The organism is Rhizobium sp. PP-CC-3G-465 (assembly GCF_004343445.1).
Taxonomy (GTDB): Bacteria; Pseudomonadota; Alphaproteobacteria; order Rhizobiales; family Rhizobiaceae; genus Ferranicluibacter; species Ferranicluibacter rubi.
The window spans coordinates 79,368-105,785 of sequence record NZ_SLYH01000007.1 but is presented as its reverse complement, the minus strand read 5'-3'; the positions used below and the strand labels follow the sequence as shown (position 1 = coordinate 105,785).

Below are 26,418 nucleotides of genomic sequence, written 5' to 3'. Positions count from 1 at the left end.
ACGCACCGGAGAATCCCATGCCGAAGCCGATCATCGCCATACCCGCCGATTTCCGTGAGATCGAGGGCAATGTCTGGCATGCCGCACCGCATCAATATGTCCGCGCCGCGCTGAACGGCTCGGGCGTCATGTCGCTTCTCGTGCCGGCGCTCGAGGCAGGCAACGAGCCGGATGCCATTCTCGATCGTGTGGACGGGCTTCTGGTCAGCGGCTCGCGCTCGAACGTCCATCCCACGCTCTATGGACGGGAGGCTTTGGAGACCGATGGGCCGTTCGATCCCGGCCGCGACGCCACCAGCCTGCCGCTGATCCGCCGGGCGCTCGCCCGCGGAATTCCGGTACTGGCCATCTGCCGCGGTATCCAGGAGCTGAACGTCGCACTCGGTGGCACGCTCGCCTCCGAGATCCAGGATCTTCCCGGCCGGCAGGACCATCGCAAGCCCGACGTCAAGGATCTCGACATCGCCTATGGCATCCGCCAGACCGTGATGGTGGAACCGGGAAGCTGCCTTGCGGGCGTGGTCGGCGCCGGCGCGGTGCAGGTCAACTCCCTGCACCGACAGGCAATTTCAGACCTTGCGCCGAACCTCGCCGTGGAAGCGGTGGCGGACGACGGCACCGTGGAAGCCGTGTCCGTCATCGGCGCCAAGGCGTTCGCCGTCGGTGTGCAGTGGCACCCGGAATACTGGGTCGGCCGCGACAAGACCTCCAACGACCTGTTCGCAGCCTTCGGCGAGGCTGTCCGCGCCTATAGCAAGACGAAGCAGCCGGTTAGCGAGCCGGCCGCGTAAACGGTGTTTCGGACACCGGCGTCAGCGCCTTGCCGGTCTTGAACCAGGAAACGAGATTGTCGACCACGAGGTCGGCCATCTTGTTACGGGTGGCAACCGACGCCGAGGCGACGTGCGGCAACAGCGACACCTGCGGCAGGGACATCAGCGCTTCCGGCACATGCGGCTCGCGCTCGAAAACATCGAGCCCGGCGCCGGCGATCACGCCCTGCTCCAGCGCCGCGATCAACGCGGTCTCGTCCACCGTGATGCCACGCCCGACATTGATGACGACGCCGTCCGCCCCCAGCGCCTGCAGGATCTCCGCATTGACGGTGTGCCGAGTCTCGGCAGTGCCGGGCACGATGACGATCAGCGTATCCACGGCCTGTGCGAGCCCGAGCAGGGTATCGTGATAGGCATAGGCCACGCCGTCACGGCGCGAGCGGGTGTTATAGGCAATCTCGAGGCCGAAGCCTTCGAGCCGCCTTGCGATGGCCTGCCCGATGCGCCCGAGCCCATAGAAACCGACCTTGCGACCGCTGAGGGACAGCGGGCTGAGCGGGAACGGCCCGTCCTTGACCCAGCGCCCGTCACGCAGCCACTGCTCGGCGGCCGGCAGACGGCGCAGCGTGTTGATCAGAAGGCCGATGGCCGTATCGGCAACCTCATCGTTCAGAACATCCGGCGTATGCGTCACCACGATGCCACGGCCAGCGGCATGCCCGGCATCGACGCCGTCATAGCCGACGCCGAAATTGGAAACGATCTCCAGATTTTCCAGCGCATCCATCAGCGCTGCCGGGACCTTGTTGAAGGTCGCGATGCCGGCAACACCTGTGGCAAGGTCCGGTGTGATCAGGCTCGCATCCGCACCGTCGATCTGCCGGACATCGAAGAGATCGGTCATGCGTTCGCGCGCGCGCGGGTGCATCTTGCCGGGGATGAGAATGACCGGGCGATCTTGCGACATGGTAAATCCTTTCAGACATCGGCCGAGGGAAGCCGCCGCAACAGGTCTTGGCAGCAGGATCAGCGCAGCGGAAACTACCGCAACGATCCCGCGCGTCAACCGAAGCTGTGGGTTACCGATCTTTGAGATGATTGGGAATTAGACGGATGACCTGCAAACAGATCGATCAGTCGCCCTGCTGCAACCGCAACGGCCCGGTCGACTGGCGGATCCGCATTTCCGGCTTGATCAGGTGGATGCCGTCCGGCTCATGACTACCATTCAGCCGGTCGAGCAGCGCGCGCGCGGCACTGCGGCCGACATCCGACTGCCCGTTCCAGACCGTCGTCAGCGCCGGGGTGGCGATAGCAGCTTCCTCGAGATCGTCATAGCCGGTGACGGACACATCGCGTCCCGGCACGAGGCCCGCGCGTGCGATGCCGTTCATCATGCCGATGGCGACGAGATCGTTCCAGCAGACGACGGCCGTCGGTTTCTGCGGCAGGGACAAGAGATGCACCGCCGCCTCGAAGCCGCCCTGCATGGAGCGGGGGCCGGGAATGCGCAGATCGGGATCGACGTCGATATTGGCCTTGCGCAGCGCCTGCACGTAGCCGAGATAGCGGTCACGGCCGGTGGACGTGAGGTCCGTCCCCCCGACCATGGCAATGCAGCGATGGCCGAGGCTGATCAGATGGTTGGTGGCGAGCGAAATGCCGTAAGCGTCGTCGCCGCGGAAGATCGGCACATCGACGCCCTCGATCGATCGCGCCACGAGGATTGCCGGCATGCCGTTGTCTTCGGCGAGCTTGATGTCCTCCGGCGGCGTGCCGATGGCGGGCGACATGATCACCCCGTCGCCGCCGAGCTGCAGCAGGGTCTCGATGAAGACGCGCTGCTTTTCGACCGAGTCGTAGTGATTGGAGAGAATGAAGGTCTGGCGGTCGCGGTCGAGCTCCGCCTCGATGGCCTTGAGGATCTCGCCGTAGAACGGGTTCATGATGTCGTGCACCACGACGCCGATAATGCCGGAGCGCGAGGTGCGCAGGCTGGCGGCACGGCGGTTGTAGATGTAGCCCAGCGCCCGTGCCTGATCCTTGATCTTGTCCCGCGTCACCGATGCGACAAGGGGACTGTCACGCAAAGCGAGGGAAACGGTCGCGGTGGAAACACCCAGCGTTTCCGCGATCGTCGACAGCTTGATCTTCTGCGCCACGTGTCCTCCCGGTTCGCACGGCCCTCTCCCCAACGCCTTCCGCAATGCCTGAAAGCGCTCTTAAACCCTCTTTAAACTGTTTAAATCGAGACTGCAATCCCTGCGCGAGAGGGCGTGGCAAGGCCTACTCGGCACCCTGCAGATTGGCATCCACGACCTTCAGGAGCTTGGCGAGCGTTCGGATCTGCTTGTCCGTCATGCCCTTGAGCGCGGTGGCTTCCGAAAGGTCCGCTGCGGCCTCGATGGCCTGCAGCCGCTCGCGCCCGTTCGCCGTCAGGTAAACCTTGGTCAGCCGGGCATCTCCCGCATCGGCCTTGCGCTCGAGGAAGCCCTGAGCTTCCATGCGGCCGATGGTGCGGGTCATCGTGGGCGCCTTGACGCCGAGATGGCCGGCAAGCGCACCGGCGGTCATGCCATCGGTCTCCGCCAGCGCCAGCATCACACCGTCCTGCCCGGCATAGAGCCCGCTTTCCAGAAGATTGCGCGACAGCACGGTCCGCATGGAGCGGGCCGCCTGCGCCAGCAGAGGTGCCAGAACCGGCGCGGACGCTGCATCCAGAGCATCCTCCCCGTCGATGCCGATGTGATCGGCGATCTTGATCTTTTTCTGCTTGGCTTTCTTCTCGGACTTGTCTTTCTTGCCCATGCTCGCTCCCCTGCCTGCCGAAGGCTTGCACCGCCTTGTCGAGCTTGTATGACTCATATGACAATAGGGCCGCAAGACCTTGCGAAACGCCTATTGCGGGGACACTGCCAGGAAAGACATGCGATGACGAGACCCGCAGCCCGTTGGGCGGACAACGATCCGGGCTTAGCCCCATCCGCACGCGCCGGCTGGATCGCCGTTCTGCCGCTGGGCGCGCATGAGCAGCATGGGCCCCATCTGCCGTTCGAGACCGACACGCTGATCGCAGACGGCGTGGTGGAGCGCCTCATCGCCGCGCGCGGCGATCTGCCGGTCACCGTCCTGCCGACCGAGCCCGTTGGCTACTCGATCGAGCATATGGATGTCGCGGGAACGAAGACGCTGACCTATCACGAGGCCATCGAGCGCTGGCTCGGCATTGCAGGCCGACTGCAGGCGCAGGGCATCCGCAAATTCGTCATGCTCAACGCGCATGGCGGCAATGCCCCCCTGATGACCATCGTCGCGACGGAAGCGCGGGTGCGCTACGACATGCTGACGGTCGCCACCAGCTGGACCCGGTTCGGCCAGCCCAAAGGCTGGATCGATCCGATCGCCAAATCCATCGACATTCACGGCGGCGACATCGAAACCTCGGTCATGCTCGCCCTCCATCCCGACAAGGTGGATCGGGCACGGGCGGAGTCCTTCTCCTCGCGCCAGAGCGACTGGCAGGCGCAATTTGCACATCTGCGCGCCTATGGACCCCATGCCTTCGGCTGGCGTATGCGCGACCTGAACCCGAAAGGCGCAGCCGGAAATGCCGCTGCGGCCACGGCCGAGCGGGGCGAACACCTGCTCGACCATGCAGTCTCCGGCCTGCTCGCCCTCCTGTCGGATGTGGCCGCGTTCGATCTCGCGCAGTTCGACGCCTGAGCGGACCAAAACCATGTAATGTTATAAAGGGTGGAATATCTGCAGCAGAGCATTTGCACTGCCGTGCGCCATCTCCTATATCAGCGCAACGATCCTGCGCATTGGCCGCCCTCCGGCGCGCCGGTGGGCCCTTTTCCTCAGTCCCCGAGGTTTCCCATGTCCGAAGCACCTGTGTCCGAAGCACCCGTCCAGAAGCCCATCCCCGTCACCGTCCTCACCGGCTATCTCGGCGCCGGCAAGACGACGCTGCTGAACCGCATCCTCTCGGAAAATCACGGCCGCAAATATGCTGTTATCGTCAATGAATTCGGCGAGATCGGCATCGACAACGACCTGATCGTCGAATCCGACGAAGAAATCTACGAGATGAACAATGGCTGCGTCTGCTGCACGGTGCGCGGCGACCTGATCCGTGTGGTCGAAGGCCTGATGAAGCGTCCCGGCCGCTTCGATGCGATCATCGTGGAAACGACCGGACTTGCCGATCCCGTGCCCGTCGCTCAGACCTTCTTCATGGACGACGACGTTCGCGCCAAGACCGAACTTGACGCCGTCATCACGCTCGTTGACGCCAAGCATCTGCCGCTGCGCCTGAAGGACAGCCGCGAGGCCGAAGACCAGATCGCCTTTGCCGATGTCGTGCTCCTCAACAAAACCGACCTCGTGACGCCGGAAGAACTGGCCAAGGTCGAGGCGACGATCCGCGTCATCAACCCGTCCGCCCGTATCCATCGCACACAGCGCTCGGAAATCGATCTCGCCATGGTCCTCGACCAGGGCGCCTTCAACCTGGAGCGCGCGCTGGAGAACGAGCCGGATTTCCTGAAGCAGGACGATCATCATCACGACCATGATCATGATCACGCCTGCGGTCCCGATTGCGGGCACGATCACCACCATCATGGACACGACCATCATCATGACCATGATCACGGGCACGCGCATGCCCCGTCCGACATCCACGACGTGACCGTGCAGTCGGTTTCGCTGCGCGGCGGCGAGATGAATCCGGATCGGTTCTTCCCCTGGATCCAGAAGATCACCCAGACCGACGGCCCGAACATCCTGCGCCTCAAGGGCATCATCGCCTTTGCCGGAGACGCCGATCGTTACGTGGTACAGGGCGTGCACATGATCATCGAGGGCGACCATCAGCGCCCTTGGAAGGATGGTGAGCCGCGCGAAAGCCGCCTCGTCTTCATCGGCCGCGATCTCGATCGCGAAAAGCTGGAACGAACCTTCCAGGCCTGTGCGGCAAAGCCGAACTGATGCCGACCGTCGCCCCGCTCGATCTCGAAGCCCATATCGTCGGCGTCGCCTATCTGGGCGACGTTCCCGTCTTTGCCGATGCCGCAGGTCTCGTGCATCGTCTGGATGGTGGCCATGCGGTCACGCCGGCCCATGAAGGCCTGCTCGTCGCGCTGCGCGACGACGCGACCGACACGCTGCTGACCGGCGGCGAAGATGGCCGGGTGGTCCGCATCACGCGCGATGGCGGCGTGACGGAACTCGCCCATGCGCCGCGCAAGTGGATCTCCAAGATCGCCGCCGGCCCGCAGGGCGCTGTCGCTTTCGCGACCGGCAAGACAGCGACCGTGCGTCTGGCAGACGGCACAACGCGCGACTTTACCGAAGAGCGTACGGTTGAGGGCATCGCCTTCGCGCCGAAGGGGCTTCGCATCGCGCTCGCGCGCTACAACGGCGTGTCCCTGCACTGGGTGGCGACATCGAGCCCGGCTATCGATCTCGACTGGAAGGGCGCGCATACAGGTGTGACGTTCTCACCGGACGGGCGCTTCGTCGTCACCATGATGCAAGAAAACGCTCTGCATGGCTGGAAGCTGGACACCAAGCCCGGTGCGGAAGCACGGCACATGCGCATGAGTGGTTACCCGGCTAAGGTGAAGTCCTGGTCGTGGTCGACGCGCGGCAAATGGCTCGCATCCTCCGGCGCCCCGGCCGCCATCGTCTGGCCCTTCCAGTCCAAAGATGGCCCCATGGGCAAGGCGCCGCTGGAACTCGGCACGCGCGCCGACGTCATGGTCTCGCAGGTCGCCTGCCACCCGTCCGAAGAGGTCGCAGCCATCGGCTATTCCGACGGCATGGTGCTCGCGGTTCGCTTTGCCGACAGCAAGGAGGTTCTGCTGCGCCGTCCCGGCAAGGGTGCGGTCAGCGCTTTCGCGTGGTCGAGATCCAGTCAGCAACTGGCGTTCGGAACGGAAGCTGGCGAAGCCGGCGTCATCGACCTCACCTCGTAGGCGTACAACCAGAAGCACGCATAAGACGTATTTATAAATCACTTATATTTTTGGTTGAATTAAAAATTTTGCATGCCTAATTTTCCGCTGAACCGGAGAAGGGACATGCAGCAGATCATCGACGTCGCCCACAATGTCGGGCCTTATGCGCAGAAGCTTGCCGATCTCGGAGTCGTCTCCGTGATCCGGTATTACAACATCGGCAACAGCAGCAACCTGCCGTCGAAGTGCCTGACCAAGGCAGAACTCACGGCGCTTCACGCAGCCGGCCTCACCGTGGCCGTCGTGTTTCAGGCCGGGGGTGGCGCGAACGGTAAGCTGGGCGATCTTTCCGACGCCAATGGCACCCGCGACGCAAAACGCGCGTTGAAGCTTGCAGCGGAACTCGGTCAGCCGACCGGCTCCGGCATCTACTTCGCTGTCGATCACGACTATGTCGCGGCGGCCGATCTCGCCCAGATCGCAAGCTACTTCGCCAAGGTCAAAGCTGAACTCGCCGGGCGTTACGTCCTCGGCGTCTACGGGTCGGGTCTCGTCGCCCGCAAACTCCATGACAAGGGTCTCGTGGATCTCATCTGGCTTTCCGGATCGCTCGGATGGACCGGCACGCGAAGCGCTTTGAAGGACGGTCTCTGGACCTTGTTCCAGAAGGACATGCAGCAGCATCTGCCCTTTGGCGGTATCGCCTATGACGGCAATGTCTTCAATTCCGCAGAGGCCGGCTTCGGCCAGTTCACGGCGGACGGTCCCGTCGAGACCCCACGCACCGTCGGCGCATCCGCCACCTTCGCCATCACCGCGCGTGGTGGCCTCAACCTGCGGGCCGGCCCCGGCGAGACCTTCGGCGTCATCCAGAAGTATCCGCTCGACACGCTCGTGCGCGGCGTGAAACAGATCGGCGACTGGACGCAGGTTGATATCCAGGGCGACGGCGCGTCAGACGGCTATATGCACAACTCCTATCTCAAGGCCGAGATCGGCGGCCTGCCGCTAGCCTTCACCGGCAGTGGGTCCCGGAAACCGATCGATATCGCCAATGCGGAACTTGCCTTGGGTGTCGCGGAGGTTCCCGGGCCCGGCAATAACCCGCGGATCGTCATGTACCATGCCACCACCGAAGGCGGGAAAGCGCCCGACGAAACCGCATGGTGCTCTTCTTTCGTCAACTATTGTGTCGAACAGGCCGGAATCAAAGGCACGGACAGCAAATGGGCGCGGTCGTGGCATGATGAAAAATGGGGAAATGACGTAACCGCGGCGCCTCAGGTCGGCGATATCGTCGTCTTCAGCCGGAAGGGTGAGAAGACCAACGGAGGACACGTCGCCTTCTTCCACTCCATGACGGAAACCACCGTGACCTGCCTCGGCGGCAATCAGGGCGATCGCGTCAGCATCTCCACCTATCCGAAGGATGGGATCAAGGGTCCCTTCCACTACACGCTTCTCTCCATCCGCCGCGCGTGAGGCCACCAACCGGTCGCTAAACCCTTGCGATGCAGTACCGCAAGGGTCTGTCCGCATCACGCCCCCGCAGTCGAGATGATCCGGGCGAGAAGATCGTGCAGGTCGTCGCGATAGCCGGTTCGGGCGGACGGCGCGCCCTCATTGGAGGTCATGGCGACGGTCATCTTGAGGTTGGGCACGATATAGAGCATCTGCCCGCCAAAGCCCCAGGCGAAATGCACCCTGTGGCCGCCGATCTCACGGGTGAACCAGCCATAGCCGTAACCATCGCCCGAAAAGCGGGACTGCGTGCGCTCGGTCCAGGATTGCGTGACCCAGTTTTCCGGCACCACCTGTCGGCCTTCAGCCGTTCGCCCGCCGTTGCGATAGAGCTCGCCAAAGGCCAGAAGCGAGCGAGCGCTCATCGCCATCTGGTTGCCACCGAGATAGATGCCCTGAGGGTCGCGCTCCCAGGCGCCGATGCGAAAGCCCTCGACCGGCGCAAACCATTCGCGGGCCAGCGCCAGCGTCGATTTCCCCCCGACCTTCGTGAGAATGGCCGACAGGAGATGCGTCGATCCCGTGGAATAGAGCATCTGCCCGCCGGGCTCGTCCACGAAATCCGCCGCCAGTGCGAACCGGACCCAGTTGCCGCTGGAAACCCAGCGCCCATAATTCGGCCCCGACATCCGGTCGAGCCCCGCCTGCATGGAGAGGAGGTTGCCGATGGTGATCTTCGCCAGCCGCGGATCCGGATTGGCCGGCAGGTCCCGCGAAAGGATCGGCGCAATCGGCTGGTCCACGCCGGTCAGCAGCCCCTTCTCGATCGCGATCCCGACCATGGCGGAGATGATGGTCTTGGAGGCGGATTTAATATTGGTGCTGTCCGTCGTCTTGTTCGACCGGTAGCCCCGCTCGGCGACGATCTCTCCGTTGCGGGCGACGACGACCGTCTCCAACGGTGAGAGGCGCGCGGCGTCATTGAGGACGCTAGAAAGCCGCGTCGTATCCAAGGAAGTCGTGACCGCAGTCGGAGCAACTGTCGATTGGGCCAAGGCCGGTGAGCAGACAAGAATGCCCGACAAAGCGAGCGCGAGGACGGATGTGGAAGAGATCGATGTCATGAAACCGAGGTAGGCATTCTCGGCCGGGCCGCAAGGTGGCGGCGCGTCTCGCGCGCCGCCCTCACGTCAACGTGACGCCTCACCACAGCAATTCGACGTGCGGCCTGCCGTCCGACGTCTTCGCAGCCGTTCGCCCGGACGCGTCGATCGTGCAGTGGACCCGCTTGCGGAATGCCGAGAAGCTCTCGAAGGTCACGACATCGACAGGCTCGTCGAAATCGAGCGTCAACCGGTACCGCCCAGCCTGCGCCGTCAGCGCCTGCACACCGAGAACCTGCGCCTCGAACGGCTGGCCGAGATAGAAACCGCGCACGCGCGAACCCAGTCGATAGGGATCGAGCGGCGGCCGGTTGCCGACGGCCGCATGAAGGGTATTCCAGTCCCGGAAGCCATACTGCTCCGCGATCGTTTCCAGAGCGCGGGAATGGGACATATCGATACCGCGCGCGGCAACGGACGACCGCAGCCGCTTCGCCTGCTCCTTGAGCGCGTCGAGGCAGGGCAATGGGGGTGGTGATAATGATGATCGCAACGGGATCTCTCCAGCAATGGCATGCCGTGATATCCGTGGGGTCCGCATTACCATCGGGAACATGCCGGGAGGGATGACCGAAGAGACTGTGAAAAGAGACTTCACCAAAGCCGGAACGGCTTGCGGACGGCCGGGGCTCTGACCCGTACCTCCGCATGCTAGATCAGGCTTGCCGCCAAGTCAAACGACCGCACCAGCGGCCGTTTGACGAAGAGGTCCGTTCAGGCAACCTTCCGCATCGGCATCGCCTGCGAGAGCTTGCGCCCGCTGGCAGTGAGCATGCCGGCGGCACCCTTCAGCCAGCCGTCCTTCAGCTCAAGGCCGAGGAAGCGGTGGCGCTCGAACGGGCCGGGCATCACAAGGTGCTGGGCATGGTGCGCCTGGAAGCCGAAGCGCTCGTAATAGGGCGCATCGCCGACAAGCAGGATGGCGCCGTGTCCGCGCAACATTGCTTCGCCGATCGCCGCACGCATCAGCGCGCCGCCGACACCCTTGCCCTCCTGCGCGGCATCGACCGCGAGTGGACCGAGGAGAAGCGCCGGAATGGCACGGCCTTCCGCATCGACGCCGGCATCGACGTTCCACAGGCGCACGGTACCGATCACATGGCCATCGCAATCGCGTGCGACGAGCGCCAGACCTTCGGCCGGAACACGGCCGCGGCGAAGCTGCTCGGACGACTTGCGACGACGGTTCGGGCCCATGGCGCGATCGAGCAGCCGCTCGCGCGCAACGATATCACCGGGGTTCTCGGCGTCGATGGTGAAGGCATTCTGCGCGAAGAAGGCGCGGACAGAATCAAGAACAGCGGCCATAGCAAGGCCTCCCGTACTCAAAACCGATTCAAACGGTATCGAAGGTTCATTGTGAAGGTGCGGTTCCCGTGTCCGGGAACCGCGAGCTCCCATTGGCGGGAGCCGGAAACGTCAGATGACGTAGGACTTCAACGGGTCGAAGCCGTTGAAGGCGACGGCCGAGTAGGTCGTCGTGTAGGCGCCGGTGCCTTCAATCAGAACCTCATCGCCGATCGTGAGAGACACGGGCAGCGGGTACATGTTCTTCTCGTACATCACGTCGGCCGAGTCGCAGGTCGGGCCGGCGAGCACGCAGGGCTCCATCTCGTCCGCATCATGCGCGGTGCGGATGGGGTAGCGGATCGCCTCGTCCATCGTCTCGGCGAGACCGCCGAACTTGCCGATGTCGAGGAAGACCCAGCGGTGATTGTCATTGTCCGACTTCTTCGAAATCAGAATGACTTCCGCCTTGATCACGCCGGCATTGCCCACCATGCCGCGACCCGGCTCGATGATCGTTTCCGGAAGCTGGTTGCCGAAGTGCTTGCGCAGCGCCGCATAGATGGCTTTGCCATAGGCTTCGGCCGAGGGAACGTCGCGCAGGTACTTGGTCGGGAAACCACCGCCCATGTTGACCATCTTCAGCTCGATGCCCTGCTTGGCCAGCTGCACGAAAACGCGCTTGGCATCGGCAAGAGCCACGTCCCAGGCATCGACCTTGGTCATCTGCGAGCCGACATGGAACGAGACGCCGTGCGAGACGAGACCGAGCTGGTGCGCGTAGACGAGAACGTCGACGGCCATCTGGGGAACGCAGCCGAACTTGCGCGACAGCGGCCATTCGGCACCTTCGCCATCCGTCAGGACGCGGCAGAATACACGGGCACCGGGAGCGGCGCGCGAAACCTTCTCGACTTCTTCATGGCTGTCGACCGCGAAGAGCGAAACGCCGAGCGCATGCGCACGGGCGATGTCGCGTTCCTTCTTGATCGTGTTGCCGTAGGAGACGCGCGAGGGAGTCGCACCGGCGTCCAGCGCCATTTCGATTTCAGCCACGCCGGCGCAATCGAAGTTGGAGCCGAGACCGGCGAGCAGGCGCAGGATTTCCGGCGAGGGATTGGCCTTGACGGCGTAATAGATCGAGCTGTCCGGCATCGCGTGGCGGAAAGCCTTGAAATTGTCCCGGACGACATCGAGATCCACGACGAGGCAAGGGCCTTCGGGGCGACGGGTGTTCAGGAAGTCGATGATGCGAGCAGTCGTCATGGTTTCAATCCCAATACGTTAGGCTTCACGATCAGCGAGGAGGCCTCGCCGAGGTGTGAAGGACAAAGGGCGTACGGGTGCGCGCTCGGATACCAGCCGGTGGAGACCCCGGAATCCTAGACGGCGCTCGTACAGCGCGAATTGTGGATGAAGCCCGCCGAGGCGTTCATCCGGCTTTGTCTGCCATGGATTGGAGGTTGGAACCTACCGCACGTCCGGCAATGAAGGTGTGCCTCTTCAGTAACCCCGGCTGATGGAAAGCCGGCAGAGAACAAAAAGGCCCGCACCGTCGTTGCTTCAAGATGTCCTCGCAATTCCGGTTGGCCGGAAAAACGACTGGAGCGGTTAGATCCAGGTACCTTACCGATTTCCTCACCAAACGAGGGATCGGCGGACACCCACAGGCACGTGCGACTTTGGGCAGAGCGGAGATAAGAAATATCCCTGTCGTAATCAAGCGGTTTCTGGTCCGCGCCCGATCTTTTTTCGCTCCGCCGCAAGCCTCGCACCAGCTTCAAACAACGAACGGATGGTCGTCCGGCCCGCGCCGGATCATCAACAGGGTTGCGGACATCGCCAACCCTATGTTTTGAATGGCGGCGCGCGATAATGGTTCCCGGATAATGTCCGGCCAGGAGGCACGGGAGCCGCGCAAGGGAGCCGAGATGGACACACTGACACGCATCCGAGCCTTCATCGACGTCGTCGATGCCGAGGGCTTCTCCGCGGCCGGCCGCCGCGTCGGCCGCTCCAAGGCGCTGCTCTCCAAATATGTGCGCGAACTGGAGGACGAACTCGGCGCCCTCCTCCTCAACCGCACCACCCGGCAATTCTCCCTGACGGAAGCCGGACACATCTATTATCGCACCGCCGCCGAGATCCTGAAGGAGATCGACAATCTCGCCGATCTCGTGCGCGCCGGAAACAGCGACCTCAAGGGACGCCTGCGCATCTCCGCGCCGCGCACCTTCATCGATGCCGATATCGGGCAGTCCCTGATCGACTTCGGCCTTGCCCATCCCGAACTCTCGCTGGAAATCATTTCCGACGATCGCTTCGTCGATCTGGTCGAGGAAGGCTTCGACGTCGCCATCCGCATCACCCGGCTGGAGGACAGTACCCTGATCGCCCGCAAGCTCGACGATTTCCACGTCAAGATGTGCGTCTCCCCGGCCTTCCTCGAAAAGCACGGACCGATCACCCATCCCTCGGATCTCGCCCATCTGCCCTGTGTGATCGACACCAATGGCCGCTCCTACAGCAACTGGCGGTTCGTGGACCGCGACGGCACGAACTTCTCCGTGCCGGTCAGCGGCCCGATGGAGGTCAACAGTCCGCTCGCCAGCCTACGCGCGGCCGAATCGGGCCTCGGCGTCGCCGGCGTTCCCGATTTCATTGCCCGGCAGAAGCTGGAGGACGGCAGCCTCGTGGCCGTGCTCGACGATTTCCTGCCGCATGATCGCGGCATCTATGCCATCTATCCCCATCGCCGGTATCTGCCGACGAAGGTGCGCACGCTGGTCGATTTCCTGCATGGATGGTTTCGCAAAAGGGCGGATGCTTAAGCAAGCCGAGACGGGTCACGGCGTGGCTGTCCCAATTCCGTCTACTTTCGGCCGGATGACAGGGCGACCTGCTCCGCGTCTGCGTCGGACACGAGATCTTTCGCGCCGGAAGCGCTATAGGCAAGGACCCTGTTTTCCATGAGACGTACCCTTTCGTCGCGAGGCCTGCTCGCCGGGCTTGCCGCAGCGCTCATTCTCCCGGCGCAGGCTTTCGCCCATCCGCACATCTTCGCGGAGGCGCGTCTGGAGGTCGTCTCGGACGAGACCGGCCATATCAGCCAGTTGCGCAATGTCTGGCGCTTCGACGAGCTGTTCTCGGCAAGCGTTCTCCTCGATTTCGACAAGAACTCCAACGCCACGCTCGATCCGGACGAACTGGCGGAGGTCGGGCAGACCGTTCTGGATTCGCTCAGCGAATACAATTACTACACAACGATCTACGACAACGGGAAGCTGGTGAAGGTTTCCAAGCCGGATGCGATCCATGCCGACTTCAAGGACAACCAATTGCTGCTGATCTTCGCGGTCAAGCCGGCCGAGTCCATCCCGCTGAAGGGCACCATGTCCTTCGGCATCTACGACCCGACGCTCTACACCGCGATCGACTTCCCGAGCGATGGCGATCTCGCCGTCGTCGGCGACAAGCTTGCCGCCTGCCAGCACAAGGTGGTGCGGCCGGACCCGGACGAGGTGATCTCGCAGAACCAGTCGACGCTGACCGACGCCTTCTTCACGGACCCGACCGGTACCGACATGTCGAAGCTCTTTGCGACGAGGATAGAATTCACATGCTGACCCGCGCCCTTCGCCTCCCCCTCATGACCGGCGCCCTGCTGGTGCTGGCCGCCGCGGCTGCGCACGCGCAGTCCCCGCTCGGCATCGGCACCGCCGAGCCGGCGTTCAACACATCCGGCTTTCTCGGCGGGTTCCTCTCCTGGGTGAACATGGAGCAGCAGGGTTTCTACCGGACCTTGACCGATGCGCTGAAAGGCATGCGCGACAATCCCTGGCACCTCTGGTCGCTGGTCGGCCTGTCCTTCGCCTATGGCGTCTTTCATGCGGCAGGTCCCGGCCACGGCAAGGCCGTCATCTCGTCCTACATGATCGCCAACGAGACCGAACTGAAGCGCGGCGTCACCCTGTCCTTCATGTCGTCCTTCCTGCAGGGCGGCGTCGCCATCCTGCTCGTCGGTGCGGCCTATCTGGTGCTGCGCGGTAGCTCGATCTCGATGACGCAAGCGACGACCTTCCTTGAGCGCGTCAGCTACGCCCTCGTCGCCGCCTTCGGCGCCTGGCTCCTGTTCCGCAAGATGCGGGCGCTTGCCCGCCCTTCCCGAGGGCCTGCATTGGCGCTCGCCGGCGGTCTCGATTTCGCTCCTGCGATGCCGGAGGCCCTTGATCATCATCATCACCGGCACGCGCACCGCCATGACCATCATGATCACGCGGGACATGCTCATGGGCCGGGAGAGGTTTGCTCCAGCTGCGGCCACGCCCATGCGCCCGATCCGTCCATGCTGAAGGGCGACCGCTTCCAGCTGCGCGAGGCCTGGTCGGCCGTGCTGGCCGTCGGCCTGCGTCCCTGCTCGGGCGCGCTGATCGTGCTGTCCTTCGCGCTGCTGAACGGGCTCTATCTCGGCGGCGTGCTGTCCGTGCTGGCGATGTCCATGGGCACGGCGATCACGGTCTCGGTCCTGGCCACCCTTGCCGTCACCGCCAAGGATCTCGCCGTGCGCTACGCATCGAGTGCCGGCACGGCCATGCGAGTGACGAACGGCATCGAAATCTTCGGCGCCGTCCTGGTCCTCGGCCTCGGTCTTGCCCTGCTCGGTGCATCGCTGCAGGGCTGAAGCTAGAGTTTGTCAGGGATAAGTGGAATCCGGTTATCCCGAAGAGACAAACGACAGCAAGGGAATCCAGAGTCTGGATGGTTCAGAATGAACCTGACAGACTCTAGGTCAGCGGCGGCGCTGATAGCGGGCGCGCAGCCAGAACACGAAGAAGAAAGCCAGCACGAACAGCGTGCCGACGGCAGCCGCGAGATAGGGCGATATCGTGCCCAGATAGAGCATGACTCTGGGCAGGAACAGGAAGCCGGCGCCGAAGATCACCAGAAAGACCGCGGCGGCAATGGCCGCTGAGCGGTCCCGCGGATCGAGCGTCTTCATGCAGCACCGGTGGTGGCAGCAATGTCCGCTCGCAGGTCTTCGAGGCGCCGAAGCTGCCGCCCTTGGGCGTCAAAATTCTCCGGCGCGAGCCAAGCCTTGAACGCGGCATCCAGCACCGGCCATTCGCCATCGATCATCGAGAACCACGCCGTATCGCGGTTGGCACCCTTGGCCACCATGTGCTGGCGGAAGATGCCTTCGAAGGTGAAGCCGAGCCGAGCCGCCGCGACTTTGCTGGGCGTGTTGTCGTTGTGGCACTTCCATTCGTAGCGGCGATATCCAAGATCCTCGAAGACATGCCGGGCCATGAGATAATGCGCCTCGGTGGCAAGAGGCGAACGCGCCATGGCATCGCTGTGCGCGACGGAGCCGACCTCGACGACGCCGTAGGCGGGGTCCGGCCGCATGTAGCTCGCCATGCCCACGACGTCGCGGCTGGCCTTGTCCCGGAAGATCAGCGTCACCCAGTTGACTTGAGCGGCATCGAGCCATGCTCCGAAGGCGTCCGTATCGGCAAAGGCAGCTTGCGGGAAATAGCGCAGGCGCTCGTTGATAGCGAGACCGCCGAAGGCATCCCAGAGCGCCTGAAGGTGTTGCGCCCGGTCGTACGGTTCGAGCACGACATAGGCGCCCTCCAGCGTCACGGGCTTCGGCGCCGGGCATCCTGCCCAGCTGGTAAGATCGCGGTTCGTCATGTCATCCTCGCCAAGATCGAGACATGGCCTGCCCCGGCATCAAGCCGGCAGACCTTGCTTTCCGGCATAGGCGAAGGTGCGCGGCGGTGCAAATGCAATCCGGTGATGCGGTCATCACCGCCGCGCATGGACAACAGAGATGGGAACGTCAGATGATCGAGGGATCGACCACAGACGGGCTACTGCCGGCCGGCACCTTGGCGGAAGCGACCGTCGCCTCGATGTGATCCACCAGCGCGTCCGGCAGGCCAAGTCGGCCGGCGAGCATGTCGAGATAGCCACGCTCGGTGCGGCTGTCGGGCTCGATGGTCAGGCGCGAGGCCGTATAAAGCTCGACCTTCTCCTCCTCGGTGCGGGCGGCAGCCACCAGACCATCGATATCGACGGGGCTCGCCAGCTCGTCTCGCAGGAAGGCTTCTGCCTCTCTGTCGAGGCCGCTGGCTCCGACACGCTCCATGATACGAGCACGCTCGCTCTCGTCGATATGTCCATCGGCACGCGCGGCCGCGATCATGGCGCGCACGAGAACGAGCACGAAATCGTTGCGGACGACGGAGGGCGAGATGGAGAAACCAGAATTGTCCGGCGGCGGCAGGATCTCAGGCGCGGTCTGCGGATCGACCCGCTGCGGCGCCTGTCCGGCCTGATAATTCTTGTAGGCGGTATAGCCGAGACCGGCGATGGCCGCGAGGCCGCCGAGCTTCAGCGCCGTGCCCGCGATGTCGCGCCCAGCGCCCGTGCCAAGCAACACGGCGGCAAGACCGCCGGTCTTCAAAGGATTGTTGCGGGCCATCTGGACGATCTGCCCGGCTTTGTCCTTCATCGAGCCGCCACCAAGCAGGCCGCCGAGCGCACCGCCGACGGAACTTACGCCGGCACCGCCAAGAAAGCCGCCCTGCGACGAACCCTGTGATCCGGGCTGAGATCCAGAACGGCCCTGCGTGCCTTGGTTCCCCTGGCCGCCAAGCCCCTGCCCCCCAAGCCCCTGAGAGCCGAGAAACTGGTCCAGCAGTTTTTTCGCGTCGAACATCCTGTCGTCAACCTCCTGATTGGTTCATCTGAGGAGGTGACATAGGAAGTCGCACGCGGAAAACAAATGCACGGCCCGGAAGGTCGAGCGATATCCTGCCGGAAGACATTGCATCGATCAGCCAGCTAAGATGCTGATCGAGCAAGCGTTTCTGGCAGGCTCCATCTTCAAGCAGTAGCCTCAGGCGGTCAGTGCGCAGGCTTCCGATGCCAGCTTTGTGATGCCGGCCCAGTCGCCGGCCGCCACCAGTTCCCTAGGCGCGACCCAGGAGCCGCCGACGCAGATGACGTTGGACAGCGAGAGGTAGTCCATGGCGTTCTTCAGCGAAATGCCGCCGGTCGGGCAGAACAGCGTGCCGGCGAGCGGCGAGGACAGGGCTTTGAGGAAAGCCGCGCCGCCGGCCTGTTCGGCCGGGAAGAACTTCATGATCTCGTAGCCTTCGGCCCGCAGGATCATCGCCTCGCTGGCGGTCGAAGCGCCCGGCAGGAACGACGCTTCGTGATCGTCGGCAGCATCCAGCAGGTCGGGCGTCGTGCCCGGGCTGACGACGAACTGCGCACCGGCCTCGACGGCAGCGGCATAGTGCTCGGGGTTGAGAACGGTGCCGGCACCGGTCACGGCACCTTCGACCTCCTTGGCGACCGCTTCGATGGCAGCGAGGGCTACCGGCGTGCGCAGGGTGATCTCGATTGCCTTCAGGCCGCCGGCCACCAATGCCCGGGCGAGCGGCACGGCCGTCGCGAGGTCTTCGATGATGAGCACCGGCACGACCGGCTGCAGCTTGAGGACGGACAGAAGGCGTTCGGTTTTCTCGATCATGCGGCTTCACTCCTCAATCGATTGAATCTTCCTTCGCAATACCGCCCGCATCCGTCAATGTCGAGATGCCTCCGTGCCCTTATGCGGTGGTATCGCAGGGGTGACATGGTGGACTTTCGCATTTTCTGAATTACGTTGCCTTTGGTGCGAGGACACGGTTGCCAAGACATTGTGCGAGGAACGGGATGGCCAAGGAAATCGAACGGAAGTTCCTTGTGAAGCATGAAAGCTGGCGGGCGGAGGCTGGACCGGGCGCCGCCATGCGCCAGGGCTATCTCGCCGCCATGGACGACCGCACCGTCCGCATCCGCCTGATCGATGGCGAAAGTGCCCGCCTGACCATCAAGATCGGCACGGGCATGCTGACACGGGACGAATTCGAGTACGAGGTGCCGCTCGGTGACGGCGAGGAACTGATCGCATCTGCCATCGGCACCGTGATCGCCAAGACGCGCTACCGCGTGCAGGGCGAGACGCATGTCTGGGAAGTGGACGTGTTCGAGGAACCCTATGCCGGGCTGATCGTTGCCGAGGTCGAAATGCGCACCGAAAACGACGACCCTGTTTTGCCGGACTGGATCGGCCAGGAGGTCACGGACGACCGGCGCTATTCGAACTTTGCGCTGGCGACGCGAGATGACAAGCAGCGCCCGGACATCTCGCCGGACGGACGCTGAGAGACGAAGCCGCCGCCGGCGGCATCGGGGCAGACAGACAGGAACGATCATGGCCTACAGACTGAAACCCGCGAAACGCTTCACCGACGAATTCCAGCGCATCGCAGGGCGAGAACTCGACAAGGCCATCTCGGCACTGGAACTGCGCCCGGAGGGAACCTCCGAGGCCATCCATGTCGCGCGCCGCTGCCTGAAACGCACGCGCGCACTCTACCGGCTTGCCGCACCCGAGGCGCGCAAGTTCTATAAAAGCGAAAATGCCCGCCTGCGGGACGCTTCGCGCACCGTGGCCGATCTCCGGGATGCAACCGCACTGATCGACACCGCGACGATCCTGTCAGAGCGCATCTCTGATGAAGAGCGGGCCGCAGCCGAGCGGGCGGTCGAGGCGCTGCGTGTTCGCAAGGGCTGGGTGGTGACCGCGGAGAGCGATCTCGACGCGACAATCGATGCGATGATCGCCGAACTGCGCGATGCCAAGGCTGCTGTGGGAAAGCGCAGCTTCGCCAACGGCGTCCGCCCGACGGCCTACATGCTGGCCGCGGCATGGCGCAAGGCGGTGGAGCGTGCCCAGCTTGCCCTTGCCGCCAGCCACCAGCAGCCGACGCCGGAGCATTTCCATACGCTGCGCAAGCGCACGCAGGACTATCGTTTCTATCATCTCCTGCTTCAGGCGGCCTGGCCCGGCGTCATTCTGGCGCGCGAGCGGCAGGTCAAGGCGCTGATCGACCGCCTCGGTTTCATCCACGATCTCGCTGTCCTGGGTGACACGCTCGCCCGCGAACCCGAGCTTTTGCCGCCGCAGGACATCGCCATCCTGCGCCATGCCATCGGCCTCGAAATGCGCGCCGAAGAGCGTCACGCGCTCGCCGACGGCGATGCCCTGTTCGGTGACGTCGCCGGCAAGGAGGCCGAGCGCATCGCCATCCTCTGGCTTGCTGCCGCCTGAGGCGGCGGACAAACGGTCCATCCCTGTTGAGAAGCGCGTGGCCACCGGCTATCCCTTTCCACCATGTCCCGCTCTGCCCGCCTTCTCGATCTTCTGCAGATCCTGCGCACCCACCGCCGGCCGGTCAGCGGCGTGGCGCTGGCGGAGGCAACCGGCGTCAGCCTGCGCACGCTCTATCGCGATATCGCGACGCTGCAGGCGCAAGGTGCCGACATCACCGGCGCGCCGGGCCTCGGCTACATGCTCAATCCCGGCTTCCTGCTGCCGCCGATCATGCTGTCGAGCGAGGAGATCGAGGCGCTGGTACTCGGCGCCCGCTGGGTCCGCGCCAATACCGACGACCGCCTGAAGCAATCCGCGGCGCACGCGCTCGCCAAGATCGCGGCCGTTCTTCCCGGCGACCTGCGGCGGGAGCTGGAGACATCCGCCCTCCTCGTCCCCAACACCCGCCGTAAGGAAAGCCCCGAGCGGGATGTCGCAGCCTTGCGCGATGCCATCAAGGCGGGCGTGAAACTCGACATCGCCTATCGCGACGAGCGTGCACAGGAAACGCAGCGCCGTATCTGGCCCGTTGCTCTCGGCTATTTCGAAGGGCTGCGCATCCTCGTCGCATGGTGTGAATTGCGGGAAGGCTTTCGCCATTTCCGCATCGACCGCATGATCGACGTCACGGCGACGCAGGAGATCGTCCCCCGTCGCGGCGAGGTGCTTCTGGGGGAATGGCGCCGCGCGAACGGCATCGTCCACGATCTCTGACAGGCGTGTCCCATGCTGACAGAAACTGACAGGAGCACGGCCTAAACCCGATCTGCCGGACAGTCCGGCCCATCAGGAGACAGCCATGCAACCGACCTACATCCTTCTCGTCGTCAACGATCCGCTGGCAAGCGCCGCCTTCTATGAGAGCATTCTCGGAACCGCCGCTTTGGAAGCACAAAAGACCTTCGCCCTCTTTCGCATGAACCCGTCGACCATGCTCGGCCTCTGGTCGAAACATACGATCGAGCCACCCGTCGCCGTCGCCCCCGGCAGCACCGAACTCTGCTTCGTGCTGGAGAACGCCGAGGCCGTGAACGAATGCCATGACAGGTGGAAGGCACAAGGCTTGCCGATCCTGCAGGCCCCGGTCGAGGCCGATTTCGGCTACACCTTTACCGCCGCCGACCCCGATGGTCATCGCCTGCGCGCATTCCACCCGTCGCATCAGGGGTAAGGCATTCGTCCGGCGCAGCCAGGTGATTGCGCGCGCGCGCCGAACGCGGTATTTCACCGCCCATGACGAACAGCGCAACGACACTGCTCCCGGAAGCCAAAGGCGCGTTTCTGGTCGCGGCCCTTTACCACTTCGCCCGGCTGCCCCGGTTCGCGGATCTGCGCGATCCGTTGCAAGCCGTCTGCGACGAGAACGGGGTGAAGGGCACCCTGCTCCTGGCGCAGGAGGGCGTCAACGGAACGATCGCGGGCACGGAGGCCGGCATCGCCGCCGTGCTCGCCTTCCTGCGCGCCCAGCCGGAGTTCAAGGCTCTGGAACACAAGGAAAGCCGGGCAGTGGCCATGCCCTTCCTGCGCATGAAGGTGCGGATCAAGAAGGAGATCGTCACCATGGGCGTCGAGGATATCGACCCCCTGACGATCGTCGGCACCTATGTGGAGCCAAAGGACTGGAACGCGCTGATCTCGGACCCGGAAACGCTCGTGATCGACACCCGCAACGATTACGAGACCGCAATCGGCACCTTCCGCGGCGCGCTCGATCCGCAGACGAAGACGTTCCGCGAATTTCCGGACTGGGTGAAGAACAATACCGGCCTGCACAACAAGCCGAAGATCGCCATGTATTGCACCGGCGGCATCCGCTGCGAGAAGGCGACGGCCTTCATGAAGAGCCAAGGCTTCGACGAGGTCTACCACCTCAAGGGCGGCATCCTGAAATATCTGGAGGAAACGCCGCCGCAGGAAAGCCTGTGGGAAGGCGCCTGCTTCGTGTTCGACGATCGCGTGTCTGTGACGCATGGGCTGGGCGAAGGCGAGCACACGCTCTGCCATGCCTGCCGCCAGCCGCTGACGCTGGAAGAGCGCGCCTCACCGGTGCATGAGGAAGGTGTGGCCTGCGTTCACTGTCATGACACGCGAACCGACGAGGACCGCGAGCGCTACCGGCAGCGACAGCGCCAGATCGAGCTTGCGAAGAAGCGCGGATCGAAGCATTTGGGAAGCTGAACCGATGCCGGACGACATCACCGTTTCGGATCTGCGGGACGCGCCGCAATTTCGCGACATTATGGCAGATCGCCTCTGGACCGCTTGGTGGCGCGACGAGGGCCTGATCACGAAGGATCAGCTTGTCCAAAAGATCGGCGAGAATTTCACATCGACCGGCATCCCCTTCAGCTTGATTGCCCATCGCGGCGATGTCTTCTGTGGCACCGTCTCCGTCATCGAGGACGACATGCCCGCTCGTCCGCAATATCGCCCTTGGCTCGCCGCCCTCTGGGTCGAGGAGCAGGCCCGCCGCCAGGGTGTCGGAGAGCGCCTGATCGACGCCGCTCTCGAAAAAGTCTCCCGGCTGGCGGCGGAGATCCATCTCTACTGCACGCCGGAAAACACGCCCTTCTACGAGCGCCGGGGCTGGAACCGGCTCGAAACCGATGTCGACGGCGTCAATATATTCCGCCGCAGCACGGTCGCCTAATCCTTAAGCCGATGTCGTTTCCGCGTGATTTCCTTTCGGAAACGCACCTGCGAGATCCCGATACCAGAGACCGCTCTTCTTGATGATGCGGACCTGGGTCTCGTAATCGACATGGACGATGCCGAAGCGCATGCGGTAGCCCTCCGCCCATTCGAAATTGTCCATCAGGCTCCAGGCGAAATAGCCCTTCATCGGATAGCCCTCGGCGATCAGGTCGGCCGTGACAGCGAGATGCTCGGCGATATAATCGAGCCGCGGCTGGTCGTTCACCTCGCCGTTTTCGACGCCCATATTGTAGCAGGCGCCGTTCTCTGTGATGTAGCAATCCGGCAGATCGTAGCGTTCGTTGACCGTGCGGATGAGATCGCCGAGCGCCTGCGGGAAGATTTCCCAGCCGATATCGGTCTTTGCCTCGTTGACGAAGGGTGCCGGCTTGGTGGCCGGAAACTCTGCACCCTCGGTCGGGTCATCGCTGACGCGCATCGGCGTGTAGTAGTTCACGCCCCACCAATCGAGCTTCTGGCTGATCACGGCCATATCGCCGGCCTCGACCTCCGGCATGCGCGAGCCGAGCGCCTCGAGCACGCTGTCGGGGTAGGCGCCCTTGAAGATCGGGCCGAAGAACACGCCATTGTGGAAATCGAATGCCCGTTCGGCCGCCGCCTTGTCGGCCTCGCTGTCGCTACCGGCATAGACATGCATGGGATTGATGACGATGCCGACCGGCAGGTTCGCCCGCTCTTCGCGCACGGCGGCAACGCCGAGGCCGTGGGCGAGATTGGTGACGTGCATCGCATGCAGCGCCGCCTCTATGTTCTTTTCGCCCGGCGCGTGGATACCGTAGAGATGGCTGAGCCAGACCGAGCACCAGGGCTCGTTGAAGGTCGCAACCGCATCCAGCCGGTCGCCGAGACGGGCGATGACGGTGCGGGCATAACGCTGGAAGGCAAACGCCGTGGAGCGCGCGGTCCAGCCGCCGTCGCCCGCCAGTGTCAGCGGCAGATCCCAGTGATAGAGCGTCGCGAACGCCTTGATATTGCGCGCCTTCAGCCCATCCACCAGCCGGTCGTAGAAATCGAGACCGGCCTCGTTCACCGGCCCGGTGCCATCGGGAATGATGCGCGGCCAGGCGATGGAGAAGCGATAGGCCTGCACGCCGAGGCTCGCGATCAGGTCGAGATCGTCCTCAAGGCGATTGTAATGGTCGCAGGCGACATCGCCATTGTGCCGGCCGAAGACGCGGCCCGGCATGTTGGAAAACGCATCCCAGATCGACGGCTTGCGCCCGTCCGCCTTCGACGCGCCTTCGATCTGAAAGGAGGCCGTGGCCACCCCGAACAGGAAATCTCCGGGAAAGCGCGCAGCCAGCGTCTTGGGATCAGTCATCACTCGTGTCCTCTTCAATCGTCGTCTCGGCCGACGCCCATACCGCCGCGGCGCAGGGAAAGCCAGAGCCGCAAATGTCGGCAAGCTGGGAAGACTATCCACGCGAACATGAACGGCGCATGACCGGAGACGTGAAGAACACACGAAAAAGCCACCGGACGTGGAACATCCGGTGGCGATAATCTGCAAGCGTGTGGGACGTCAGACCGAAACCCAGGCCCCGTTCCGCTTCGATGACCGCACGCAAGCATCCACAAACAGCATGCCCTTCATGCCATCGTCGATCGTGGGATAGGTGACGGCCGGATCGACCTTACCGCCCGCGCGCTTTGCCTGGATGGCGCGGGCAGCCTCGGCATAGATCGTCGCGAACCCTTCGAGATACCCTTCTGGGTGTCCGGAGGGTATGCGGGAAACGCGATTGGCTTCCTCAAGCGCGCCGGCACCCATGCGGGTCAGCAGCTGCTTCGGCTGACCGAACGGCGTGTACCAGAGATAGTTCGGGTCCTTCTGCGTCCATTCAAGCCCGCCCTTGGTGCCGTAGACGCGCACCTGAAGCCCGTTCTCGTGGCCCGGCGCCACCTGACTGCACCAGAGCAGACCCTTGGCGCGCACGCCGTCCTTCTCCTTGAAACGCATCATGACATGGGCGTTGTCATCGAGTGCACGACCCTCCACGAAGCTGTCGAGATCGGCCGCGAGTTCGTCGAGCTCCAGCCCAGAGACGAAGGCGCCGAGATTATAGGCATGCGTGCCGATATCGCCGGTCGAGCCACCCGCGCCGGAACGCGCCGGGTCCGTCCGCCATTCCGCCTGCTTGGAGCCGGACTTCTCCACCGCATCCGTCAGCCAGTCCTGCGGGTATTCCACCTGGACGAGGCGCACCGTGCCGATATCGCCGTTCGCGACCATGGCCCGCGCCTGACGAACCATCGGATAGCCGGTGTAGTTGTGGGTGAGGATGAACAGGGCCTCGCTCTCGTCCGCCAGCGCCTTCAGCTTGCGGGCGTCGCCAAGTGTCGAGGTCAGCGGCTTGTCGCAGATGACGTGGATGCCGCGCTTCAGAAACTCCCGCGCCGCCTCGTAATGCACATGGTTCGGCGTGACGATCGCCACAGCCTCGATGCCGTCCTTCAGCTTTGCCTCGCGGATCGCCATCTGCCGATAGTCGGCATAGGTGCGGGCCGGATCGAGGCCGAGTTCGAGGCCCGAGGCCTGCGCCTTTTCGGGCGTCGAGGACAAAGCGCCTGCGACCAGCGTGAACTGGTCGTCGAGACGCGCTGCCATGCGGTGCACCGCGCCGATGAAAGCACCCTGCCCGCCGCCCACCATTCCGAGCCGGATGCGCGGCTGCCGCGCCTCCGCTGCCTTACCTTCGATGGCCATTCCTGTTCTCCGTTTTCATGTCGCGTAAACGCGGTGTCGTCAGATGCCGAGCATGCGCCGATTGGCGGCTTCATCCGTTCCGCCGGTGGCAAAGTCGTCGAAGGCCTTTTCCGTCACGCGGATGATGTGGTGTTTGACGAACTCCGCCCCTTCCCGGGCACCGTCCTCCGGATGCTTCAGCGCGCATTCCCACTCCACCACGGCCCAGCCGTCGAAATCGTTCGCCGTCATCTTCGAAAACACCGCGCCAAAATCCACCTGCCCGTCGCCGAGCGACCGAAAGCGGCCGGCCCGGTTCACCCAGCTCTGGAACCCGCCATAGACGCCTTGCCGGCCGGTCGGATTGAACTCCGCGTCCTTGACGTGGAACATCCGGATGCGATCCTTGTAGATGTCGATATTGTCGAGATAGTCGAGGCACTGCAGGATGTAGTGCGAGGGATCGTAGAGCATGCAGGCGCGGGCATGGTTGCCGGTGCGCTCCAGAAACATCTCGTAGGTGATGCCGTCATGCAGGTCTTCGCCTGGATGAATCTCATAGCATATGTCGACGCCGCAATCCTCGGCATGGTCGAGGATTGGTTTCCAGCGCTTTGCCAGTTCGTCGAAGGCGGTTTCCACCAACCCTGCCGGACGCTGCGGCCAAGGGTAGAGATAGGGCCAGGCAAGCGCGCCGGAGAAGCTCGCCATCGCGTTCAGGCCGAGGTGCTTCGACGCGGTCAGCGCGAGCTTCACCTGATCGACGGCCCATTCCTGACGTGCCTTCGGATTGCCCCGCACCTCCGGTGCAGCAAACCCGTCGAAGCCCTCGTCATAAGCCGGGTGAACGGCAACCAGCTGGCCCTGTAGATGGGTCGACAACTCGGTGATGACAACGCCGTTGTCGCGCGCCTGGCCTGCCAGATCGTCGCAATAGCCCTTGGACTCCGCGGCTTGTCTCAGGTCGATGAGCCGCGCATCCCATGTGGGCACCTGCACGCCCTTATAGCCGATATCGGCTGCCCATTTCGTGATGGCATCGAAGGAATTGAACGGGGCCTCGTCGCCCGCAAACTGCGCCAGAAACAGGCCCGGCCCCTTGATCGTCTTCATCTTACAACTCCTCCATCCTATCGATCGGCCGCAGCGCAGCGAT

Annotated in this window: 28 protein-coding genes; 14 read left to right on the top strand and 14 right to left on the bottom strand. The window is 63.7% G+C overall.

Annotated features, from left to right (window positions below; genetic code table 11):
* Window positions 1-17: 17 nt before the first annotated feature.
* Window positions 18-791, top strand: a complete 774-nt coding sequence (locus C8J33_RS20765) for a gamma-glutamyl-gamma-aminobutyrate hydrolase family protein (RefSeq protein ID WP_132665222.1) — start codon at window positions 18-20, stop codon at window positions 789-791.
* Here C8J33_RS20765 and C8J33_RS20760 read toward each other — a convergent pair.
* From C8J33_RS20760 to C8J33_RS20750, 3 genes are all read right to left on the bottom strand, one after another.
* Window positions 772-1,743, bottom strand: a complete 972-nt coding sequence (locus tag C8J33_RS20760) for a 2-hydroxyacid dehydrogenase (RefSeq protein ID WP_132665221.1) — start codon at window positions 1,741-1,743, stop codon at window positions 772-774. The genes C8J33_RS20765 and C8J33_RS20760 overlap by 20 nt on opposite strands.
* A 166-nt stretch (window positions 1,744-1,909) precedes the next feature.
* The gene (locus tag C8J33_RS20755; RefSeq protein WP_092930444.1) at window positions 1,910-2,938 is read right to left on the bottom strand and encodes a LacI family DNA-binding transcriptional regulator; all 1,029 of its coding nucleotides are present in this window, start codon (window positions 2,936-2,938) and stop codon (window positions 1,910-1,912) included.
* Window positions 2,939-3,062: 124 nt separating this feature from the next.
* On the bottom strand, window positions 3,063-3,584 hold the full coding sequence (locus tag C8J33_RS20750; RefSeq protein ID WP_132448556.1) for a MarR family winged helix-turn-helix transcriptional regulator: 522 nt from the start codon (window positions 3,582-3,584) through the stop codon (window positions 3,063-3,065).
* Between the two features lie 123 nt (window positions 3,585-3,707).
* On the opposite strand from C8J33_RS20750, the gene C8J33_RS20745 reads away from it, so the two are divergent.
* The 4 genes from C8J33_RS20745 to C8J33_RS20730 all read left to right on the top strand — a co-directional run bounded on the left by C8J33_RS20745 (window position 3,708) and on the right by C8J33_RS20730 (window position 8,221).
* Window positions 3,708-4,499, top strand: coding sequence for a creatininase family protein (locus C8J33_RS20745; protein WP_132665220.1), 792 nt, complete (start codon window positions 3,708-3,710; stop codon window positions 4,497-4,499).
* 156 nt (window positions 4,500-4,655) lie between these two features.
* Window positions 4,656-5,768, top strand: a complete 1,113-nt coding sequence (locus C8J33_RS20740; protein ID WP_422038760.1) for a CobW family GTP-binding protein — start codon at window positions 4,656-4,658, stop codon at window positions 5,766-5,768.
* Complete coding sequence (locus C8J33_RS20735; protein ID WP_132665219.1) at window positions 5,768-6,757, top strand: WD40 repeat domain-containing protein; 990 nt, start codon at window positions 5,768-5,770, stop codon at window positions 6,755-6,757. Before C8J33_RS20740 ends, C8J33_RS20735 begins: the two co-directional genes overlap by 1 nt.
* 105 nt (window positions 6,758-6,862) lie before the next feature.
* Window positions 6,863-8,221 carry a TIGR02594 family protein gene (locus C8J33_RS20730; RefSeq protein WP_165929852.1) on the top strand — a complete coding sequence of 453 codons (1,359 nt, stop codon included), beginning with the start codon at window positions 6,863-6,865 and terminating at the stop codon, window positions 8,219-8,221.
* Between the two features lie 56 nt (window positions 8,222-8,277).
* Here the strand turns inward: C8J33_RS20730 and C8J33_RS20725 are convergent, their stop codons facing one another.
* The 4 genes from C8J33_RS20725 to odc2 form a co-directional block, all read right to left on the bottom strand.
* On the bottom strand, window positions 8,278-9,324 hold the full coding sequence (locus C8J33_RS20725; protein ID WP_132665217.1) for a serine hydrolase domain-containing protein: 1,047 nt from the start codon (window positions 9,322-9,324) through the stop codon (window positions 8,278-8,280).
* A 79-nt stretch (window positions 9,325-9,403) separates the two neighbouring features.
* On the bottom strand, window positions 9,404-9,856 hold the full coding sequence (locus C8J33_RS20720; RefSeq protein ID WP_132665216.1) for a glyoxalase superfamily protein: 453 nt from the start codon (window positions 9,854-9,856) through the stop codon (window positions 9,404-9,406).
* A gap of 221 nt (window positions 9,857-10,077) precedes the next feature.
* The gene (locus tag C8J33_RS20715) at window positions 10,078-10,671 is read right to left on the bottom strand and encodes a GNAT family N-acetyltransferase (protein WP_132448562.1); all 594 of its coding nucleotides are present in this window, start codon (window positions 10,669-10,671) and stop codon (window positions 10,078-10,080) included.
* Between the two features lie 111 nt (window positions 10,672-10,782).
* On the bottom strand, window positions 10,783-11,916 hold the full coding sequence (odc2, locus tag C8J33_RS20710) for an ornithine/lysine decarboxylase (RefSeq protein WP_110730217.1): 1,134 nt from the start codon (window positions 11,914-11,916) through the stop codon (window positions 10,783-10,785).
* 665 nt (window positions 11,917-12,581) lie between these two features.
* Between odc2 and C8J33_RS20705 the strand changes: the two genes are divergently transcribed.
* The 3 genes from C8J33_RS20705 to C8J33_RS20695 all read left to right on the top strand — a co-directional run bounded on the left by C8J33_RS20705 (window position 12,582) and on the right by C8J33_RS20695 (window position 15,331).
* The gene (locus C8J33_RS20705; RefSeq protein ID WP_132665215.1) at window positions 12,582-13,481 is read left to right on the top strand and encodes a LysR family transcriptional regulator; all 900 of its coding nucleotides are present in this window, start codon (window positions 12,582-12,584) and stop codon (window positions 13,479-13,481) included.
* 138 nt (window positions 13,482-13,619) lie between these two features.
* Window positions 13,620-14,276 carry a DUF1007 family protein gene (locus C8J33_RS20700; protein ID WP_132665214.1) on the top strand — a complete coding sequence of 219 codons (657 nt, stop codon included), beginning with the start codon at window positions 13,620-13,622 and terminating at the stop codon, window positions 14,274-14,276.
* A complete protein-coding gene (locus tag C8J33_RS20695) occupies window positions 14,270-15,331 on the top strand; it encodes a nickel/cobalt transporter (RefSeq protein ID WP_132665213.1) in 1,062 nt (353 codons plus the stop codon). Before C8J33_RS20700 ends, C8J33_RS20695 begins: the two co-directional genes overlap by 7 nt.
* 108 nt (window positions 15,332-15,439) lie before the next feature.
* Here C8J33_RS20695 and C8J33_RS20690 read toward each other — a convergent pair whose 3' ends face one another.
* From C8J33_RS20690 to C8J33_RS20675, 4 genes are all read right to left on the bottom strand, one after another.
* The gene (locus C8J33_RS20690; protein ID WP_132665212.1) at window positions 15,440-15,649 is read right to left on the bottom strand and encodes a hypothetical protein; all 210 of its coding nucleotides are present in this window, start codon (window positions 15,647-15,649) and stop codon (window positions 15,440-15,442) included.
* Window positions 15,646-16,344: a GNAT family N-acetyltransferase gene (locus C8J33_RS20685; RefSeq protein ID WP_132665211.1), complete on the bottom strand. Its 699-nt coding sequence runs from the start codon at window positions 16,342-16,344 to the stop codon at window positions 15,646-15,648. The genes C8J33_RS20690 and C8J33_RS20685 overlap by 4 nt, the downstream gene beginning before the upstream one ends.
* Before the next feature lie 148 nt (window positions 16,345-16,492).
* A complete protein-coding gene (locus tag C8J33_RS20680; protein ID WP_245507229.1) occupies window positions 16,493-17,374 on the bottom strand; it encodes a tellurite resistance TerB family protein in 882 nt (293 codons plus the stop codon).
* A gap of 180 nt (window positions 17,375-17,554) precedes the next feature.
* Window positions 17,555-18,193, bottom strand: a complete 639-nt coding sequence (locus C8J33_RS20675) for a 2-dehydro-3-deoxy-phosphogluconate aldolase (protein WP_132665210.1) — start codon at window positions 18,191-18,193, stop codon at window positions 17,555-17,557.
* A 185-nt stretch (window positions 18,194-18,378) separates the two neighbouring features.
* On the opposite strand from C8J33_RS20675, the gene C8J33_RS20670 reads away from it, so the two are divergent.
* From C8J33_RS20670 to C8J33_RS20645, 6 genes are all read left to right on the top strand, one after another.
* Window positions 18,379-18,870, top strand: a complete 492-nt coding sequence (locus C8J33_RS20670) for a CYTH domain-containing protein (RefSeq protein WP_110800841.1) — start codon at window positions 18,379-18,381, stop codon at window positions 18,868-18,870.
* 49 nt (window positions 18,871-18,919) lie between these two features.
* A complete protein-coding gene (locus C8J33_RS20665; RefSeq protein WP_165929851.1) occupies window positions 18,920-19,819 on the top strand; it encodes a CHAD domain-containing protein in 900 nt (299 codons plus the stop codon).
* A 63-nt stretch (window positions 19,820-19,882) separates the two neighbouring features.
* Window positions 19,883-20,575, top strand: a complete 693-nt coding sequence (locus tag C8J33_RS20660) for a helix-turn-helix transcriptional regulator (RefSeq protein ID WP_132665208.1) — start codon at window positions 19,883-19,885, stop codon at window positions 20,573-20,575.
* An 85-nt stretch (window positions 20,576-20,660) separates the two neighbouring features.
* On the top strand, window positions 20,661-21,032 hold the full coding sequence (locus C8J33_RS20655) for a VOC family protein (RefSeq protein ID WP_132665207.1): 372 nt from the start codon (window positions 20,661-20,663) through the stop codon (window positions 21,030-21,032).
* 62 nt (window positions 21,033-21,094) lie between these two features.
* Complete coding sequence (locus tag C8J33_RS20650; RefSeq protein ID WP_132665206.1) at window positions 21,095-22,039, top strand: rhodanese-related sulfurtransferase; 945 nt, start codon at window positions 21,095-21,097, stop codon at window positions 22,037-22,039.
* A 4-nt stretch (window positions 22,040-22,043) separates the two neighbouring features.
* The gene (locus tag C8J33_RS20645) at window positions 22,044-22,511 is read left to right on the top strand and encodes a GNAT family N-acetyltransferase (protein ID WP_165929850.1); all 468 of its coding nucleotides are present in this window, start codon (window positions 22,044-22,046) and stop codon (window positions 22,509-22,511) included.
* A 3-nt stretch (window positions 22,512-22,514) separates the two neighbouring features.
* Here the strand turns inward: C8J33_RS20645 and C8J33_RS20640 are convergent, their stop codons facing one another.
* The 3 genes from C8J33_RS20640 to C8J33_RS20630 all read right to left on the bottom strand — a co-directional run bounded on the left by C8J33_RS20640 (window position 22,515) and on the right by C8J33_RS20630 (window position 26,375).
* On the bottom strand, window positions 22,515-23,897 hold the full coding sequence (locus C8J33_RS20640) for a GH1 family beta-glucosidase (protein WP_132665204.1): 1,383 nt from the start codon (window positions 23,895-23,897) through the stop codon (window positions 22,515-22,517).
* 201 nt (window positions 23,898-24,098) lie between these two features.
* Entirely contained in the window at window positions 24,099-25,283 is a 1,185-nt protein-coding gene (locus C8J33_RS20635) for a Gfo/Idh/MocA family protein (RefSeq protein WP_132665203.1), read from the bottom strand.
* A 39-nt stretch (window positions 25,284-25,322) separates the two neighbouring features.
* Window positions 25,323-26,375 carry a sugar phosphate isomerase/epimerase family protein gene (locus C8J33_RS20630; protein ID WP_110730232.1) on the bottom strand — a complete coding sequence of 351 codons (1,053 nt, stop codon included), beginning with the start codon at window positions 26,373-26,375 and terminating at the stop codon, window positions 25,323-25,325.
* Window positions 26,376-26,418 lie beyond the last annotated feature (43 nt).

Bases quoted from the DNA above. Each gene is read 5' to 3' on its own strand.
- C8J33_RS20690 (WP_132665212.1), bottom strand. From the start codon at position 15,649: ATGAAGACGCTCGATCCGCGGGACCGCTCAGCGGCCATTGCCGCCGCG.
- C8J33_RS20745 (WP_132665220.1), top strand. From the start codon at position 3,708: ATGACGAGACCCGCAGCCCGTTGGGCGGACAACGATCCGGGCTTAGCC.
- C8J33_RS20735 (WP_132665219.1), top strand. From the start codon at position 5,768: ATGCCGACCGTCGCCCCGCTCGATCTCGAAGCCCATATCGTCGGCGTC.
- C8J33_RS20765 (WP_132665222.1), top strand. From the start codon at position 18: ATGCCGAAGCCGATCATCGCCATACCCGCCGATTTCCGTGAGATCGAG.
- odc2 (WP_110730217.1), bottom strand. From the start codon at position 11,916: ATGACGACTGCTCGCATCATCGACTTCCTGAACACCCGTCGCCCCGAA.
- C8J33_RS20640 (WP_132665204.1), bottom strand. From the start codon at position 23,897: ATGACTGATCCCAAGACGCTGGCTGCGCGCTTTCCCGGAGATTTCCTG.
- C8J33_RS20665 (WP_165929851.1), top strand. From the start codon at position 18,920: ATGGCCTACAGACTGAAACCCGCGAAACGCTTCACCGACGAATTCCAG.
- C8J33_RS20675 (WP_132665210.1), bottom strand. From the start codon at position 18,193: ATGATCGAGAAAACCGAACGCCTTCTGTCCGTCCTCAAGCTGCAGCCG.
- C8J33_RS20725 (WP_132665217.1), bottom strand. From the start codon at position 9,324: ATGACATCGATCTCTTCCACATCCGTCCTCGCGCTCGCTTTGTCGGGC.
- C8J33_RS20670 (WP_110800841.1), top strand. From the start codon at position 18,379: ATGGCCAAGGAAATCGAACGGAAGTTCCTTGTGAAGCATGAAAGCTGG.
- C8J33_RS20650 (WP_132665206.1), top strand. From the start codon at position 21,095: ATGACGAACAGCGCAACGACACTGCTCCCGGAAGCCAAAGGCGCGTTT.
- C8J33_RS20645 (WP_165929850.1), top strand. From the start codon at position 22,044: ATGCCGGACGACATCACCGTTTCGGATCTGCGGGACGCGCCGCAATTT.
- C8J33_RS20730 (WP_165929852.1), top strand. From the start codon at position 6,863: ATGCAGCAGATCATCGACGTCGCCCACAATGTCGGGCCTTATGCGCAG.
- C8J33_RS20705 (WP_132665215.1), top strand. From the start codon at position 12,582: ATGGACACACTGACACGCATCCGAGCCTTCATCGACGTCGTCGATGCC.
- C8J33_RS20695 (WP_132665213.1), top strand. From the start codon at position 14,270: ATGCTGACCCGCGCCCTTCGCCTCCCCCTCATGACCGGCGCCCTGCTG.
- C8J33_RS20760 (WP_132665221.1), bottom strand. From the start codon at position 1,743: ATGTCGCAAGATCGCCCGGTCATTCTCATCCCCGGCAAGATGCACCCG.
- C8J33_RS20715 (WP_132448562.1), bottom strand. From the start codon at position 10,671: ATGGCCGCTGTTCTTGATTCTGTCCGCGCCTTCTTCGCGCAGAATGCC.
- C8J33_RS20740 (WP_422038760.1), top strand. From the start codon at position 4,656: ATGTCCGAAGCACCTGTGTCCGAAGCACCCGTCCAGAAGCCCATCCCC.
- C8J33_RS20635 (WP_132665203.1), bottom strand. From the start codon at position 25,283: ATGGCCATCGAAGGTAAGGCAGCGGAGGCGCGGCAGCCGCGCATCCGG.
- C8J33_RS20655 (WP_132665207.1), top strand. From the start codon at position 20,661: ATGCAACCGACCTACATCCTTCTCGTCGTCAACGATCCGCTGGCAAGC.
- C8J33_RS20750 (WP_132448556.1), bottom strand. From the start codon at position 3,584: ATGGGCAAGAAAGACAAGTCCGAGAAGAAAGCCAAGCAGAAAAAGATC.
- C8J33_RS20660 (WP_132665208.1), top strand. From the start codon at position 19,883: ATGTCCCGCTCTGCCCGCCTTCTCGATCTTCTGCAGATCCTGCGCACC.
- C8J33_RS20630 (WP_110730232.1), bottom strand. From the start codon at position 26,375: ATGAAGACGATCAAGGGGCCGGGCCTGTTTCTGGCGCAGTTTGCGGGC.
- C8J33_RS20680 (WP_245507229.1), bottom strand. From the start codon at position 17,374: ATGTTCGACGCGAAAAAACTGCTGGACCAGTTTCTCGGCTCTCAGGGG.
- C8J33_RS20700 (WP_132665214.1), top strand. From the start codon at position 13,620: ATGAGACGTACCCTTTCGTCGCGAGGCCTGCTCGCCGGGCTTGCCGCA.
- C8J33_RS20685 (WP_132665211.1), bottom strand. From the start codon at position 16,344: ATGACGAACCGCGATCTTACCAGCTGGGCAGGATGCCCGGCGCCGAAG.